General features: G+C 65.6%; 14 protein-coding genes. All 14 read right to left on the bottom strand.

Features of this window, described 5'->3' with window-relative positions:
* Window positions 1-35: 35 nt before the first annotated feature.
* Window positions 36-563, bottom strand: a complete 528-nt coding sequence (locus tag ACFOMF_RS13520; protein ID WP_386365671.1) for a nuclear transport factor 2 family protein — start codon at window positions 561-563, stop codon at window positions 36-38.
* A 2-nt stretch (window positions 564-565) separates the two neighbouring features.
* Window positions 566-1,090, bottom strand: coding sequence for a nuclear transport factor 2 family protein (locus ACFOMF_RS13515; protein WP_386365669.1), 525 nt, complete (start codon window positions 1,088-1,090; stop codon window positions 566-568).
* A gap of 257 nt (window positions 1,091-1,347) precedes the next feature.
* A complete protein-coding gene (locus tag ACFOMF_RS13510; RefSeq protein ID WP_386365667.1) occupies window positions 1,348-2,931 on the bottom strand; it encodes an SRPBCC family protein in 1,584 nt (527 codons plus the stop codon).
* Window positions 2,932-3,034: 103 nt separating this feature from the next.
* Complete coding sequence (locus ACFOMF_RS13505; protein ID WP_386365665.1) at window positions 3,035-4,693, bottom strand: GMC family oxidoreductase; 1,659 nt, start codon at window positions 4,691-4,693, stop codon at window positions 3,035-3,037.
* A 10-nt stretch (window positions 4,694-4,703) separates the two neighbouring features.
* On the bottom strand, window positions 4,704-5,465 hold the full coding sequence (locus ACFOMF_RS13500; RefSeq protein ID WP_386365663.1) for an SDR family NAD(P)-dependent oxidoreductase: 762 nt from the start codon (window positions 5,463-5,465) through the stop codon (window positions 4,704-4,706).
* Window positions 5,458-6,540 (bottom strand): NADP-dependent oxidoreductase, encoded by a 1,083-nt coding sequence (locus ACFOMF_RS13495; protein ID WP_386365660.1) that lies wholly within the window; start codon window positions 6,538-6,540, stop codon window positions 5,458-5,460. Before ACFOMF_RS13495 ends, ACFOMF_RS13500 begins: the two co-directional genes overlap by 8 nt.
* Before the next feature lie 46 nt (window positions 6,541-6,586).
* Window positions 6,587-7,762 carry an MFS transporter gene (locus ACFOMF_RS13490; protein WP_386365658.1) on the bottom strand — a complete coding sequence of 392 codons (1,176 nt, stop codon included), beginning with the start codon at window positions 7,760-7,762 and terminating at the stop codon, window positions 6,587-6,589.
* Window positions 7,763-7,834: 72 nt separating this feature from the next.
* Complete coding sequence (locus ACFOMF_RS13485) at window positions 7,835-8,587, bottom strand: glucose 1-dehydrogenase (RefSeq protein WP_386365656.1); 753 nt, start codon at window positions 8,585-8,587, stop codon at window positions 7,835-7,837.
* 234 nt (window positions 8,588-8,821) lie between these two features.
* Complete coding sequence (locus ACFOMF_RS13480; protein WP_386365654.1) at window positions 8,822-9,442, bottom strand: glutathione S-transferase family protein; 621 nt, start codon at window positions 9,440-9,442, stop codon at window positions 8,822-8,824.
* Window positions 9,443-9,457: 15 nt separating this feature from the next.
* Window positions 9,458-10,216 (bottom strand): SDR family NAD(P)-dependent oxidoreductase, encoded by a 759-nt coding sequence (locus ACFOMF_RS13475; RefSeq protein ID WP_386365652.1) that lies wholly within the window; start codon window positions 10,214-10,216, stop codon window positions 9,458-9,460.
* A gap of 42 nt (window positions 10,217-10,258) precedes the next feature.
* Window positions 10,259-10,996, bottom strand: a complete 738-nt coding sequence (locus ACFOMF_RS13470) for a ThuA domain-containing protein (protein WP_386365650.1) — start codon at window positions 10,994-10,996, stop codon at window positions 10,259-10,261.
* Window positions 10,997-11,056: 60 nt separating this feature from the next.
* Entirely contained in the window at window positions 11,057-11,857 is an 801-nt protein-coding gene (locus tag ACFOMF_RS13465; RefSeq protein WP_386365648.1) for an SDR family NAD(P)-dependent oxidoreductase, read from the bottom strand.
* Window positions 11,857-14,331 carry an efflux RND transporter permease subunit gene (locus ACFOMF_RS13460; protein WP_386365646.1) on the bottom strand — a complete coding sequence of 825 codons (2,475 nt, stop codon included), beginning with the start codon at window positions 14,329-14,331 and terminating at the stop codon, window positions 11,857-11,859. The genes ACFOMF_RS13465 and ACFOMF_RS13460 overlap by 1 nt, the downstream gene beginning before the upstream one ends.
* Complete coding sequence (locus tag ACFOMF_RS13455; RefSeq protein WP_386365644.1) at window positions 14,315-15,481, bottom strand: WD40/YVTN/BNR-like repeat-containing protein; 1,167 nt, start codon at window positions 15,479-15,481, stop codon at window positions 14,315-14,317. Before ACFOMF_RS13455 ends, ACFOMF_RS13460 begins: the two co-directional genes overlap by 17 nt.
* Between the last annotated feature and the right edge of the window lie 26 nt (window positions 15,482-15,507).

Genomic DNA, 15,507 nt, shown 5'->3' with positions numbered 1-15,507 from the left:
CGCGGGCGTTCTTGTTTTGGCGAGAAATAGTCGGGCTAGAGCGTGCCGGCCCGCAATGCATAGGCTGGATCCTGGGTATCCCGGCGGCTGCGGCGCATCTCGGCGAAGGGGCCGTCTTCACGCTGGCTGTAGGGCCAGAAGGCGTTCCAGTCCATGACGAGGTCACGGGACGACATGCGCCAGACCCCGTCGCGCTTCTCCCAGACATCTTCGTAGCGCATGTTGTCGGGGAAGTTGAGCATCACCCCGTCAGGCGTCGGCGCGGCGGCATTGCCGAGCATGTAGGACTCGGCCACGGCTCGGGTATCGCTGTGGAATTCGATGGTCGCGGTGCTGAAGCGATGCGCGCCCATGGTCAGGTTGTCGCGAATGAAGGGGATGTCGAAATCGCAGAATTCGTGGGCGTTGCCGTCGAAGATGCCGAACCTCACCACCCCGTCGGGATGAAAGGTGTATTTGAGCAACGCCAGATCGAGGCGATCGACGGCCTGGATGTAGCGCGCCATCTGCTCGAGGATGGCCTGGTGGTCGGCCACCCGCTGGATGCGTTGGGATAGCTCCATGATCACGCCCCCAGCAACTGGTAGGACGGGTCGGTCTTGTCGCGCTTGCCCTTGAGGAACAGCGCGAACATGCCCTCCTCGTAGTTGGCGCTGGAAGGCAGGTTCATGTTCCAGTCGTGGACGAAGGTGCGCTTGGCGATCTTCCAGTGGCCATCTTCCTGGCGATAGCGATCCAGATAGCGTCCGCCGATGAGGCGGTCGATCTTGGCGCCCTCTTCCACCAGGGTACTGACGATGATCACCGAGACCTCACCTATGGCATGGGTGCCGTCGACTTCGAAGTATTCGTTGGAAACCGAATGAAAGCTGCGCTCCAGCGCCTCGTCGGCGGTGGTTGCGGCAATGACGAAAGGCTTGGCGGAGCCCTTGTGGGAGCCCCAGTCGATCTCGCCGTCGTCACACCACAGCGAGACCATCAGGCAGCGATCCATACGGTCCATGGCGCGCGAAAAACGGGCGTTGAGCTGCTGCAGGGCTTGCCTGGCCTCGACCTGTTCGAGGACGGCATTGGGAGACATTGCGTTCATTGTGCCTTGACCTTTTTATTGGATTTATCAGGTATCACGGACAACTGGCCCGGACGCGAGGAGGCCTTATGGCCCTGACCGGAGCATGGGATTCAAGCTAACCCCCGCATTAAAACAAGTCAAACTGTTTTTAATTTTGGATGCCCTTGACTGCCTGCCCGGGCCACTGAGAGCTGATTGCTTCATGGCCTCGTCCTTGCCCTTCATAGAGGCTGAAACGAACGTCGCTTGGCAATGCGCACACTACCGGGAGACAGCTATTTTGCCCCCAGGCCAATATCACCCTCGGTGTGCAAGGCCACCAGCTCGCGCTGGACGATGCGCCAGCCATCCGGCCCCTTGCGCAGCCGATCCTGATACTCGCCCCAGAGGGTCATGCTGCGCCCCGCGTATTCGCCCTTGCCCAGGTGCAGCCCTTGCAGATAGCAGCGGCTGCTGGCCGAATCGCCGGTGATCGCGATTTGCAGGTTGCTCATCAGGTGCTGGCTGCCGGCGCACTGGCCCAGCGCCGCGTCGATGACCTCGGTGATCGCAGCCAGCCCCTGGAAGGTGCCGAGCTCGCCATAGTCGGCACTGGCGTCCTCGGCGAAATAGCGGCCCAGCGCCTGGTTGTCGCGACGATCCATAGCCGCGGCGCAGCCGAGCAGGAGCTCGCGAATGGCCGCTTCATCGTCAGTGCTCTCGTCCGCCGCCTCGGCCAGGTAGCGGTCGAGGGTGCGATGGAAGTCCTGGTTGCCCGGCTCGTTGCGGCCGAAGGTGACGAACTCGAAAGCACCGGATTCCAACCCCTCCTGCACCTTGAGGCCGAGGTCGTAGTCTTCTTTCTGCACCACGTTGCGCAACCAGTCCATCATCTGCTCATTGGCCTGGCGCTGTTCGTCATTCTCTGGCGCGCGCGGGTGCAGGAAGTGCAGGACGGTGCGGTTCTCGCCGGGTGTCGGGCCGGGGATCAATTGCGCGACCTGGGTGATTTCCGGCGCAACGAAGATCGAGACGTTGGGAAACAGGGTGCGGACGAAGTCGTAGCCGTTGTTCTCGTACTGGTGCAACTGATCCTTTGGCAGCCCGCCGAGCTTTTCCTGCATGGTCTTTTGCGCAAAGCCGATCAACTGATGCGGCCCGTAGAAGTGGTACGCCGCCAGGTTGGAGAAGGTGCGCTGGTGGATGGTATCGGGATGGGCGGCAGCGAAGTGGTAGCCCTCCAGATAACCATCGTAAGCGACCTTCCAGTTGGCGCCGTGGATCTCGCGGCTGCCGCAGTAATACCAATCCTTCAGGCCGAGGCCTTCGATGTCCTCCAGCATGCCGGCGAAAAAGCCTTCGAATTCCACTTCCAGGCCAGGCTTGAGTACCACGAAGATCATCCCTGCGCGCTCGTAGACCGGCAGCTGCTTGAGCTTGAAGGCCGCCTTTTCCACTTTTCCGTAGGTGTCCTCGGCAGCGATGCGCACCAGCTCACCGTCATTGGAATAGAGCCAGGCGTGATAGGGACAAGCGAACTTCTCGCACTTGCCCTGCCCGTCCGCCAGCTTCATCCCGCGATGACCGCAGGCATTGAGCATCGCCCGGACACTGCCATCGCGCAGGCGCGTGAGCAGAATCGGGGTGCCGAGCAGCTCCAGGGTCTTGTAAGACCCGCTCTGGGGAATCTCGCCGCTCATGGCGGTGAGGATCGGCAGGCGCTTGAAGATCACTTCCATCTCCCGCTCCCAGCGGGCCGGGTCGGTGTAGCTTGCGCTCGGGACCCGCATGACATCGTCCGCCTGATCGGTGCTGCGCTGCTCGATGTGGTCGAGCAGGCGCGCGGCGATGCGGTTATGGAGTTCTTGTTGTTGTTCCATGTGCTTCTCCGAGGCGCCCTGTGGGCTGTTATTAAAAAACACCTCTGCCTGTTTTAGCCGAAATCGGACGCCCTGAATACTCCTGTCGATCCATGGTCGGCGCTCAGGCAGCCGTGGGGCTTTGAGCGGACAGCGCGGACGGGACCGTTGCAAGCGACTCGCTCAGGATCAGATCCGCCGCCCGCCAGCCCAGGGCCATTGCCGGGCCACTGGTGTTGGCCGAGACCAGGCCCGGCATCACCGAGCAGTCGGCCGCACGCAGTCCCTCGACTCCGCGGACCCGTAGGTGCTCGTCCACCACCGAGTCGGCATCCTTCCCCATGCGGCAACTGCCGACGGCATGGGTGCCGCACAGGGAGGTGGTACGAAAATGCCTGAGAATGTCCTCGTCCGATTGGCACTCAGGGCCGGGCACCAGCTCCTCGCCGACGTAGCCGGCCAGCGCCGGCTGGCGCATGTAGCGGCGCATGTAATGCACCATGGCCACCGCGGCGCGGCAGTCGCCCTCGGTGGACAGCCAGTTGGGCGTGATCGCCAGTGGCGCCTCGGGATCGGCCGACTGGACCAGCACCGTGCCCTCGCTTTCCAGGTTGAGCAACTGTCCATAGATGGTCAGGCCCGGCTTGTCCTCTACCCCATCCGGCACCGGGAAGTTGTCCTCGCTGCGCGGATAGGTGAAGGCGCTCAGGTACAGCTGGGCGTCGGGCCGCTCGACCTCGGGGCGGGTGCGGAGGAAGGCACCCACCTCGAAGGGCCCGGTGGCCATCGGGCCACTGCGGGTGGCGTAGTACTGTAACAAGCTGCCCACCAGGCCCAGCCCCTGGAAGCGGTGGTTGAGACCCTTGTCACCCTTGAGCCGATACGGAAGCAAAAAGCCCAGGTGGTCGCGCAGCCGCCGGCCCACGTCGCGGTTGGTCGCTACCGTGGCGATGCCCAGCGGGCCGAGATGATCCGGATCGCCGATGCCGGAAAGCTGCAGGATCTTCGGCGTGAGGATGGCCCCGGCCGAGAGGATCACCTCGCCCCGACAGCGAAACTCCCGCGGCTGGCCGTCGATCCGAGCCATGACGCCCACAGCCCGACGGCCCTCGAACAGCACCCGCTCGACCTTCGCGCCGGTCTGTACCCGGAGATTGGCGCGCGACAGCACCGGATGCAGGAAGGCGGTCGCCGCGCTCACCCGGCGACCATCCTTGATAGTGTGGCTGTAGTAACCGACGCCTTCCTGGCGCTCGCGGTTGAAATCCTCCACCTTCGGCAGGCCCATCTCTTCCCCGGCCCGAACCATGGCCTCGCTCACCGGGTAACGGAACTTGCCGGTGCTGACATGCAGCGGCCCGCCGGCGCCGCGCAACTCGTCGGCACCCAGCTCGTGGTCCTCGATGGCGCGAAACGCCTGCTTCATCGCCGACCAGCCCCATTCGGGGCCGGCCTCCTGTTCCCAACGCTCGTAGTCTTGCGGCTGGCCGCGCACGTAGATCATGCCGTTGATGGAGCTGGAACCGCCGATGACCTTGCCACGCACCCACATCTCGGCGGATTCGGTATCGGGAAAGCGCGGCTGCTGCACCGGAAAGTGCCAGGCGTGCTTCGGGTCGCTGACCAGTCTGGCGATGCCCTTGGGCATCTTCACCAGCGGGCTCTTGTCCCAGCGGCCGGCTTCGAGCAGCAGCACCCGCTTGGCCGGGTCGGCCGACAACCGGTTGGCCAGCACGCAGCCGGTGGAGCCGGCGCCGACGATGATGTAGTCGTAATCGTTCATGCTGGATTCCTCAATGCGGGCTCATGCCGCCGTCGGCGGTGTAGAGCGAGCCGGTGACGTAGGAAGACTGGTCGGACAGGAGAAAGGCGATCACCGCGGCGATCTCCTCGGGTTCGCCGTAACGACCCAGGGGGATCGCGGCGCGGTTGCCGGCTTCGGTGGCGGCGGCGTTTCCGGAGTCGCGCTCGATCCGGCGCATCATCTCGGTGTTGATCGCCCCGGGCAGCACGGCATTGACCCGCACGTTCGCGCCGGCCGCTTCGGCAGCCGCGGTGCGGGTCAGGCCGATCACCGCGTGCTTGGACATGACGTAGGCGCCATGGGTAGGCGCGCCCATGATGCCGGCCAGCGAGGACAGGTTGACCACCGATCCGGCGCCCTGGCGGCGCATCACCCGCAGCACGTGCTTGAGCCCGAGAAACACACCACGGACGTTCACCGCGTAGACCTTGTCGAGCATCTCCACCGACTGGTCCTCGATCCGCCCCGGTGTACCCTCGATGCCGGCGTTATTGGCGAAGCCGTCGATGCGCCCGAAACGCTCGAGCGCGGCGGCGACGTAGCGCTCCACTTCTTCCTCGCGGGACACGTCGGCGGCCACCAGCAGGCTGCGTGCCGGGTCGAGGCCGGCCGTCTTTGCCACCCGCCCCAGCGCGGCCCCGTCCAGATCCACCAGCACCACCCGCTGGCCCTGCCTGTGCAGCAGGCGAACCAGGGCCAGGCCAATGCCGCCGGCCGCGCCGGTGACCACCACGACGGGGGCATCAGACATGGGCCGGTTGCTCCGCCGCGTTGCGGATCTCTTCAAGTGTCGGCGCCGGCTCCGAGGGGTCACGCACCTTCACCATCAGCTTGCCCCGGTTGGCGCCGGTGAACAGACGGCTAAAGGCTTCCAGCGTATTTTCCAGCCCCTCGACCATGTCCTCGGTGAACACCAGCCGGCCGTCAGCGATCCAGTCGCTCATCTGGGCGATGCCTTCGCCGAAGCGGTCCTTGAATTCCGGAGAGATGAAGCCGCGCACGGTGAGGCTGCGCGCCAGGATCTGCCAGTAGTTGAACGGGCCGGGCACCGGCTGCTCGGTGTTGTACTGGGCGATGGCGCCGCAGAAGACCACGCGGCCAACGTTGTTCATGTTCAACAGCGCCGCGTCCAGCACCTCGCCACCGACGTTGTCGAAATAAATGTCCACCCCGGCCGGGCAGGCCTCGGCGATGGCGTGGGTGAGGTTGCGGCAGGTCTTGTAATTGATGGCGAAGTCGTAACCCAGCTCCTCGACGATCCAGCGACATTTTTCGTCGCTGCCCACCAGGCCTACGGTGCGGCACCCCTCTATCTTGGCGATTTGCCCGGCCAGCGAGCCCACCGCGCCAGCCGCGGCGCTCACCAGCATGGTTTCGCCCGGCTTCGGCTTGCCGATATCGAGCACACCGAAATAGGGCGTCAGGCCCACCGCGCTGAATACGCTGAGGTAGTGGCTGAGGGGAAAGCGCGGGTCGGGCTCGATCCGGTCCAGCCGCTCGCCCGCGGTGAGGCTGAAATCTTCCCAGCCGTTGGCCGCGAGGCCGACCACGATATCGCCGACTTGGAAATCAGGGTGACGGCTTTCCACTACTCGGCCAAGCGTCGAGCTGCGCACCGGATCGCCCAGGGCGATGGGCGGCATGTAGCTTGGCTTGTCGCTCATCCAGCCGCGAATCGCCGGGTCCATCGAGAGATACAGGTTTTGCAGGAGCACCTGCCCCGGCCCGGGCCGGCGCAACGGAGCGCTGCGCAGGCGGACATTGTTCGCGTTGGGTACGCCCTGGGGGCGCGAGTCCAGGCACAGCTGGCGGTTGAGCAAGGTCATGGGTGTCGTCCTCTTGTTGTTATCGGGTCATGGGCTGCGCAGATGCTCAGGCGGCGGCGACGGCTTCCCCCGCGCCAGGCATGGCCGCCCGGGCCGAAGGCATCAGCAGCAGGCTGGCCGCCCAGGCCAGGGCGACCAGCGCCAGTAGGTAGCGCCACTGGCCCAGGGCCAGCACAGTCAGGAACAAGGGGGCCGCCGCCGTGGCGCCAAGGCCGGTGATCTGCCCGACCATGCCGACCGCGGTGCCGGACATGCCGGGGTCGGGCAAGACCCGGGGCAGCAGCGAATAGGTCACGGCGATGAAGCCGCCCATGGCGACCTGCTGGGCGATGGCGCCCGCCAGCGCGACGGGCAGCACGCCCCAGGGCACATAGAAAGCGGCCCCGCCGCACACGGCGATCAAGGCGATCAGCGCTCCGGCGGTGCGCCCGCCCACGCCACGGGCCAGCAGCACGCCTGCCACTACGCTGCCGATGATCCCCGACAGGCTGGCCACGGCCATGATCTGCGCGCTCAGGCCCGGCGAAACGCCATGCACCTGGTTCAGATAGAGCGCACCGATCACGTTGGTGCCCACACCGGCCAATGAGGCCAGGCTCAGGCCAAGACCGAAGCGCAGCACCCCGCGATTGCGCAACACCGCGCGGAAATGGCCGGCGGCCAGGGTCATGCGGATCCGCGGCAGCAGCAGGCTGGCCACGCCAAGGACCAGCAAGGCCACGCCGTGGACCTGGAATGCCGACTGCCATTGCCCGCTCCCGGCAAAAAACGACACCAGCACCGCGCCAACCGCGTAACCCACCGGCGCCACCGTGGACCACAGGGTCAGCGCCTGAACCTGCCGACGACCGTCAGTCATGATCATCAGCAGGCTCTGGCCGGAGGTGAGCAGCGCCACCAGCGCCAGCCCCTGCAGCAGCAAGGCGCCGCGAAATACCGCAAAGTGACCGGTCCAGGCATTGGCCAGTGCGCCCAGCGCCATCAGCAGCACGCCGATGCAAAGCAGCCGCCGCGGGCCGAGCCGGTCGATCAGCCAGCCCATCGCCAGCCCGGCGAAGGCCAGCGGCAACAGCTGCCCGGCAAGCGCGATGCCCACGGCCTGACTGTCCACCATGAAGTGCCGCTGAATGTCCCCAACCAGTGGCCCCATCATGCCCAACGGCGAAGTGGCCGCCAGGCCGAACAGATACACCAGGACAATCTTCAACCAGATGCCGTTCATGCACAGACCTCGAATTAGGAGCTGCAGGACGTGGTCGCGGCCGAGGACCGACAACAACCTCGCCCGTCGGCGTCAGGCGGCAGTCCAGCCGCCGTCCACGGTCATCAGGCTACCGTGCATGAAGGAAGCGCCATCGGAGGCGAGCCAGAGCACCGCATTGACCACCTCCTCCACCTCACCCAGGCGGCCAGCCGGATGCAGCGCCAGTAGCCTGGGCTCCAGCTCCGCCAGATTCGGTGCGTTTTGCAGCATGGCCGTGCGAATCACTCCGGGGCAGACGGCGTTGATGCGGATGCTGTGGCGAGCGTATTCGGTGGCGGCGGTTTTCGTCAGCCCGGCCACCGCGTGCTTGGTGGCGTTGTAGTGAGCAGAGCCGGGCAGCACGGTGAGCGCCAGCGCCGAGGCGGTGTTGACGATGACCCCTCCGCCCTGCTCCAGCATCGGCGGGATGGCGTACTTCAGGCCGAGCCAGACGCCCTTGAGGTTGATGGCGATGACACGGTCCCAGTCGTCCTCGCTGATGTCGGCGGTGAAGTCGGTGCCGCCACTGATGCCGGCATTGTTATGCAGGATGTCCAGGCGGCCGAAGCGGGCGATGGTCTCTTCGACCAGGGCGCGCATATCCTCGGACTTGCTGACATCGCAGCGGCGAAAGGCGGCCTGCCCGCCGGCGGCCTCGACCTCGGCGACGCGCTGCCCGCCCTGATCGGCGTCGATGTCCGCCAGCATCACCTTCGCGCCCTCGCGGGCGAAGGCCGCCGCGGTGCCGGCACCGATGCCGCCAGCGGCGCCGGTGACCAGTACCACCTTGTCTTGAAATTGCATGCTGCGATCCTTCTTGTAGGTTGTTATTCGTGCAACAGCAGTGAAATCAGGTATCGATCATTCGCGGCTCAAGCCGCGCCCCACAGGGTCGGCGCTGCGCCGGGTTTTTGTAGGAGCGGCTTTAGCCGCGAAGACGCCCCCCTGGTCCGGCTCGCGGTCGAGACCATTCCTACGGGTCTGGTGCTGCTCAGACCTTTGTGGTGCGAAAACAATGCCCCGGCGCACCCGGCGACACTAGCGGGTTTCGGCCACGCTCTGGCGTGTGTTCATCCCATCCAGCCAGCGGGCCAGGCCGGGGCAGGCCTCGCTGTCGAGGGGTTGCCCCACCAGCGCGCCGAACTCCACGAAACAGACCAGCAGCAAATCGACGACGGTCAGCCGCTCACCGCAGATGAACGGGCCTGAGCCGATCTGCCCATCCAGCCAGATCAGCCCCTCCCGGGCGGCAGCCTTGAACTCGTCGGCTGCGCTCGGGTAGCAGCGCACCCGGTCCTTGAACATGCCGTAGCCTTCGGCGGCGCGAAAGCCCGCGGTCAAGGGTTGCACGACGGCCTGATCGACCCGCCGCCACCACATGCGGGTTTCGGCCCGTTCGGCCAGGGTGCTGCCGATCAGGCGCGGCGTCGGGAAGCGCTCTTCCAGGTATTCGCAGATAGCGGTGGTTTCGGCGATGCAAAGCCCGCCGTCGACCTCCAGCACCGGCGTGGTCCCCAGTGGGTTGAGCGCAAGGAATGCTGGCTGACGGTTGACGCCAGCCATGATGTCCACCTGCTCCACCGGCAGCTCCACGCCCTTTTCAGCGAGAAACATCCGTACCAGGCGGGGATTGGGGCCGATCGAACTGTAGAGCTTCATGGCTGGCTCCTTTGCTCAGAACTGGACGCGCTTGGTGAAGCCGCCATCGATCACCAGGTTGGTCCCGGTGGTATAGGCCGACATGGGGCTGGACAGGAAGACCATGGCCCGGGCGATGTCGTCGACGCTGCCGAAACGGCCCATGGGGATCTCCGACAAGGTCTTTTCGTACAGTTCCGGCATGGCGTCCTTGATCGCCGACCAGTTGCCGCCGGGGTACTCGGTCGGGCCGGGGGAGAGCATGTTGACGCGGATGTTCTTCGGCGCCCATAGCTCGGAGAGCTGCTTGCCGTAGGTGATGATCGCCGCCTTGATGGCGTTGAACGCTTGCGGGTAGATGAAGGTTTCCACCGCCGCGGTGCTCGACATCAGGATCACCGAACCACCATCCCCACCGGACAGCGCTTCCTCCAGGGTCTGGCAGCCGGTGACGGCGCCCATCATGTCCAGGCGGAAGCTCATCTCCCAGTCCATGGTGCCCTGGGCGCCGGACGAGCTGGCGTTGTGGATGAAGATGTCGCAGCCGCCCAGGCGCTCGGCGGCATCCTTCAGCCAGGCCTCGTAGGCCGCGCCGTCGTTCATGTCGAAGGCATCGCCGAAGGCCTGCACGCCCTTGTCCTTGAGTACCTTGACGGTGTCGGCGACGCGCCCGGCATCACGGGAGAAAAAGGCGATGTCGCAGCCCTCATCGGCGTACATTTCAAGTGCCCGGCGGCCGATGCCGCGGCTGCCGCCGTTGATGATCACTTTCTTGCCACGCAGTCCGAGATCCATGTGTGTTTCCTCTTCTTGTGGTTGTAGCGACGCCAGGCGCCGTCAGGCTTGCTGTTGCTCGTCGTCGAGCCGTGCCGCCCAGTTCAGGCCACGGCGCAGCAGGTCGTAGAAGACCGGTGAGTCCCAGGCGCAGCGGTCCACCTGGGGCCAGAAGTCCATCAGCGGGCGAAGGTCGTAATGTCCCCGGCAGTGGCCGAGGGTGAGGTAGAGCACCGCCCCTTCGCCCAGGCGTCGCAGGTAGAGCACCGGGTGGCGCTGCTTGTGCCAGCGGTCGCGGACGAATCCAGGGGTCTCGCCCTCGAATTCGGTGTCCAGCAGCACCTCCACCTCGGCCTTCATGTCCATCAGGTAGCGTTCGTCGTTCACCTCGAAGGGCTCGATGCCGGCCACCAGCGGGTGCTCCGGCTGCGCCACGTCCACGCGAAACGGCTCGATCGGGGGGTGCGAGGCGAACTGCGAGCCGAGCAGTTCCATGAACGCCGGGGCGCCGTCAGGGGTATCCACCAGGCCGTTGTCGAGAAACTGCAGGATGGAATTGGTGCCGTGCAGCGCATACCAGCGCCCGCCCCCCTCCACCCACTGGCGCAGCGCCTGCTGCTCGGCTTCGGAAGGAATCACCTCGCAGGTGTAGGTGACCAGAAAGCGCGCCGTCCGGATGGCCTCAAGGTCAGAATAATCCTCGAACACCCGCACCCGGATACGCTCGTTCTCGCCCAGCAGCTTGAGGAGCTCCAGTCGAGCGAAATCGATGTCGTGGTACTTGCCGGCGGCGATCAACACGCAATCAATCCTGCCGGTTTGTTTGTCAGCCGTTTCCTGCCCGCTCATCCGCCGTTCTCCTCAGCCGTTGGCCTTGGCCGCCAGGGCCCGCTCCACCGCCGCGCCCACATCCGCGCCGGTGGGGTTGCCGCGCAGCAGCAAGCCGCCGTTGACCTGCAGGTTCTCGCCGGTCATAAAGCACTCGTCACTGGCCAGCCAGACCGCGGCCGCCGCGATGTCCGCCTTGGTGCCGATGCGGCCAAGCGGGTAGCGGGCCGTGAAGCATTCGCGCACGCCCGGGGTGGCCATGGCCTCGGCGGTCATCGGCGTTTCGGTAAGCCCTGGGGAGATGCAGTTGGCACGGATGCCGCGAGTGCCGAATTCATTGGCCACGCAGCGCACCACATGGTCGATGCCACCCTTGGTGCCGATGTAGGCGGCATAGTTCTCGATCACCGCACGGGTAGTGGCGGAGCTGATCTGGATGATCGAACCGCCCTGCTCCATGCCTTCGATCACCGCCTGCAGAAACATGAACGGCCCCTTGAACTGCAGCGCGATCATCTTCTCCAGTTCATCCTCGCCAGTTTCCAGGAAGCCCTGGGTCAGGCCCCAGCCGGCGCAATTGACGGCGATATCGAGTCGTCCGCCCCATTCCCTGGCATGGGCCACGGCCGCCCGCAGCTCGGCCTTGGAGGTGATGTCGCAGCTGACAGGGGTGCCGCCCACCTCTTCGGCGAAACGGGCCATCTCCTCCCGGTTGCGTCCGGAGATCACCAGCCGCGCGCCTTCCTCGGCGAAGCGGCGGGCGATGTCCTGGCCCATGTTGTCCCGGCTGTCGGCACCTATGACCAGTGCCACCTTGTCTTGTAGTCGTTTCATCAGATCTGGCCTCCGGCGACCGCATTGTTGTTGTCGGGGGTCTGCTCGGATTCGGCGTGCAGCATGGCGCGCCGCGATTCACCCTGAAGCAGGAAGTGGGACAGTGCCGGCACCAGCGTCAGCGCACCGAGCATGTTCCAGACGAACATGAAGGTCAGCAGCACGCCCATGTCGGCCTGGAACTTGATCGGCGACCAGACCCAGGTGATGACGCCGGCGGCGAGGGTCACGCCGACCAGGGCGACCACCTTGCCCGTCGTGGACAGCGCCTTGCGGTAGGCCTCGGCGACGCTCATCCCGGTGCGCTGGAAGGCCAGCTGGGTACTCAGCAGGTAAATCGCGTAGTCCACGCCGATTCCCACGCCCAGGGCCACCACCGGCAGGGTCGCCACCTTCATGCCCATGTTCAGGTGCACCATCAGCGCCTCGGCAAGAATCGAGGTGATGATCAGCGGCACCAGCGCCACCACCACCGCACGCCAGCTGCGGAAGGTGATCAGGCACAGCAGCGCCACCGCCGCGTAGACGTACAGCAGCATCTTGCGGTTGGCTTCACGTACCACCTGGTTGGTCGCGGCATCGACCCCGGCGTTGCCGGCGGCCAGCAGGAACTGGCGATCATCAGTGCTGTGCTCCTCGGCGAAGCGCTGGGCAACGCCGAGCACCCGGTCGAGTGTGTCGGCCTTGTGGTCGGAGAGATACGCCAGCACCGGGGTCAGGTTGCAGCTGGTGTTGAGGAACTCGGAGTTCCAGGACACCGCGTTGCCGATCTGCGCATCGAGAATCCCCTGGTTGTCGCTGATGGTCGCCCACTTCGGATTGCCCTCGAACATCCCGGCGGTGTAGCCGCGGACGGTGTCGGCCAGCGACACGGTGCGCTGCACGCCAGGCACCTGCGCCAGTTCCCAGCCCAGGCGGTCCACTTCGACCAGGGTTTCGTAGGCGCGGCAGCCATCGTCCGGGGTGCGCACCATCACCGCGAAGACGTCGCTGGAAATGCCGTAGTGCGAGGTGATGAAGGCATTGTCCAGGTTGTAGCGCGAGTCCGGGCGAAGCTCCGGTGCGCCGGCATCCAGATCGCCCACCTGCAGCTGCAGCGAGGTGGCAAAGCCCCACACGCCGAGCGCCGCGGAGACGAGGATCACCGTCACGGCATAGCGCCGCTCGGTGAAGTGCGCCAGTCCACCCCAGAGCCGGTTGCCCACGCCACGACTGCCGCTACCCTCGCCACGCTCGGCCGCCAGGCTACGCTGGGCGGCCTTGGGCGAGACGCCGACGTAGGACAGCATCACCGGAATCAGGATCAGGTTGGTGAAGATCAGCACGCCGACCCCGACGCTGGCGGTCAGCGCCAGTTCGCGGATCACCGGGATGTCGATGATCATCAGCACCGCGAAGCCGACCACGTCAGCCAGCAGCGCCGTCATCCCGGCGAGAAACAGCCGGCGGAAGGTGAAGCGTGCGGCGATCAGCTTGTGGGTGCCGCGGCCGATGTCCTGCATGATGCCGTTCATCTTCTGCGCGCCGTGGCTCACGCCGATGGCGAACACCAGGAAGGGCACCAGCATCGAGAACGGGTCCAGGTCATAGCCCATCAGCACCACCAGCCCGAGCTGCCAGATCACCGCGACGATCGAACAGCCCAGCACCAGCAGCGTACTGCGGATGCAGCGGGTGTAGACGTAGATGATCACCAGGGCGATGGCCACGGCGACCAGGAAGAACAGCATCACCTTTTCCAGCCCGGCGATCAGGTCGCCGATCAGCTTGGCGAAGCCGATGACATACATGTTGACCTTGGCGTCCGGACCCTCGGCGTAGCGCTGGCGGATGTCCTCGATCGCGCGGGACAGCTGGTCGTAGTCGACCGGGTTGCCCTCGGCATCGGTCGAGAGCAGCGGCACGATGATCATGCTGGAGCGGTAGTCGTGGGCCACCAGGCTGCCGACCACGTCAGCCCGACCTATATTGATGCGCAGATCGCGGATCGCCCGTGCCGAACCGTCGTAGTCATGCGGCAGCACCGGCCCGCCGGTGAAGCCCTCCTCGGTGACCTCGGTCCAGCGCACCACCGGCGTGAAGATCGACTTCATCCAGGGCCGGTCCACGCCCGGCAGCAGGAAGATCTCGTCGTTGATCGCGGCCAGTTCGGTCAGGTACTCGGCATCGAAGATGTTGCCTTCGCGGGCCTCCACCGCGATGCGGATGGAGTCGCCAAAGCCGCGCAACTCGGAACGGTTTTCCAGGAAGTTCTGAATGTACTCGTGGCTGTGGGGCAGCATCTTGTCGTAGCTGGCCGCGATGCGCAGATCGCGGATCTGGAACCCGAGAAACAGGGTCACCAAGAGGCAGGCCAGGACGATCATCAGCCGATGGTTGAAGATGATCCGCTCCAGCAGGCTGCCGGATGATTCGTCGAAGTCCTCGAGGTCGCGGACGACCTCGACCCGCGCCGGTTTAATTGGTGTAGCCATAGCTCGATCCCCATTGCTTGATCATGCTGGTGCCGGCGTTCTTCACCACGGCGCTCTTGTCGGTATCGGTCTTCACATCCACCGCCAGCGCCTCCTGCTGGACACCCGCGGCGCCGACCAGGGTGAGCTGGCCATCGGCACGCGCCGCCAGGCCGAAGTACGGCATGCTGCGATCGAGCTGCAGGCTCTGGAAGCTGCGCCCGCCGTCGCCACTGCGGACGACTTCTCCGGAGAGCGCGCCCAGCAGCATCACGCCGCCCGGCAGCACCGCGCCGCTGGTGATGCCGGCATTGGTGCCCAGATCGACCCGCGTCCAGCTGTCGCCGGCATCCGGGGACCGGTAGACGCTGCCGCGCATACCGAAGGCGACCAGCGAACGGCCGTTGGAAATCGAGCCGAACAGGGTGCCGTCGTAGCCGGTCGGGCGTTCGACGAAGTGCTCTTCGCCGTGGCGCATGCGCCAGACCATGCCCATCTCGCCGGTGATGTACACCGCCTCGTCATCGGCGGTGATGCCGTAGAAGTGCAGCTCCATGGGGTTGTCGATGCGGTGCTGCCAGGGCTGCCAGGTGGCACCGCCGTCGGTGGTATGGAACAGACGGTTGAACAGGCCTCCCACGAAGCCTTCCCTTTCATTGAGAAAATGCACCGCCATAAGCGCCTGGGTGCCGCCATAGCTCACCAGGATCTCTTCACGCTCGTGGTACATGGCGGCTTCCTCCACTTCCCTTCCTCCCGGGCCACTGGGCGAGTAGAAGTTCTTTACCAGCCCAATCGCCTCCTGCCCGTCCAGCTGTTTCTGCCAGGTCTCGCCACCGTCGGCGCTGTGCAGCACCACGCCCCCGTGGCCCACCGCCCAGCCGTGCGTTTCGCTGGGAAAGGACACGGCAACCAGATCGCTGCTGACCGGTACCTGGGCCTGGCGCCAGCTCTGGCCGTTATCCTCGGAAATGGCGATGTGGCCACGCTGGCCCACCGCGATGGTCTTCGTGCCCACGCTGGTGACGGCGGTCATCGGGCTGGTCAGCATCCGCTCGCTTCTGGCGGCGGGCACCTCGGTCGGGTCCTGGAAGGCTAGAGCCGGCGCGCTGGCCGCCAGTAATGCGCTGAGCAACAAGGCGCCACGCGCCGTCGCGGAGAGATTGAGCATGGAAGGTTTCCTCGAAACGCCCGCTG

Source organism: Stutzerimonas tarimensis (assembly GCF_042648805.1).
GTDB classification, from domain to species: domain Bacteria; phylum Pseudomonadota; class Gammaproteobacteria; order Pseudomonadales; family Pseudomonadaceae; genus Azomonas; species Azomonas tarimensis.
Note: the sequence above shows the minus strand (reverse complement) of the source record. Positions and strands in the feature narration are given on the sequence as shown.

Coding starts and splice junctions, on each gene's coding strand:
- ACFOMF_RS13495 (WP_386365660.1), bottom strand. CDS start 6,540: ATGACCTTGCTCAACCGCCAGCTGTGCCTGGACTCGCGCCCCCAGGGC.
- ACFOMF_RS13490 (WP_386365658.1), bottom strand. CDS start 7,762: ATGAACGGCATCTGGTTGAAGATTGTCCTGGTGTATCTGTTCGGCCTG.
- ACFOMF_RS13515 (WP_386365669.1), bottom strand. CDS start 1,090: ATGAACGCAATGTCTCCCAATGCCGTCCTCGAACAGGTCGAGGCCAGG.
- ACFOMF_RS13465 (WP_386365648.1), bottom strand. CDS start 11,857: ATGAAACGACTACAAGACAAGGTGGCACTGGTCATAGGTGCCGACAGC.
- ACFOMF_RS13460 (WP_386365646.1), bottom strand. CDS start 14,331: ATGGCTACACCAATTAAACCGGCGCGGGTCGAGGTCGTCCGCGACCTC.
- ACFOMF_RS13505 (WP_386365665.1), bottom strand. CDS start 4,693: ATGAACGATTACGACTACATCATCGTCGGCGCCGGCTCCACCGGCTGC.
- ACFOMF_RS13500 (WP_386365663.1), bottom strand. CDS start 5,465: ATGTCTGATGCCCCCGTCGTGGTGGTCACCGGCGCGGCCGGCGGCATT.
- ACFOMF_RS13485 (WP_386365656.1), bottom strand. CDS start 8,587: ATGCAATTTCAAGACAAGGTGGTACTGGTCACCGGCGCCGCTGGCGGC.
- ACFOMF_RS13455 (WP_386365644.1), bottom strand. CDS start 15,481: ATGCTCAATCTCTCCGCGACGGCGCGTGGCGCCTTGTTGCTCAGCGCA.
- ACFOMF_RS13475 (WP_386365652.1), bottom strand. CDS start 10,216: ATGGATCTCGGACTGCGTGGCAAGAAAGTGATCATCAACGGCGGCAGC.
- ACFOMF_RS13480 (WP_386365654.1), bottom strand. CDS start 9,442: ATGAAGCTCTACAGTTCGATCGGCCCCAATCCCCGCCTGGTACGGATG.
- ACFOMF_RS13510 (WP_386365667.1), bottom strand. CDS start 2,931: ATGGAACAACAACAAGAACTCCATAACCGCATCGCCGCGCGCCTGCTC.
- ACFOMF_RS13520 (WP_386365671.1), bottom strand. CDS start 563: ATGGAGCTATCCCAACGCATCCAGCGGGTGGCCGACCACCAGGCCATC.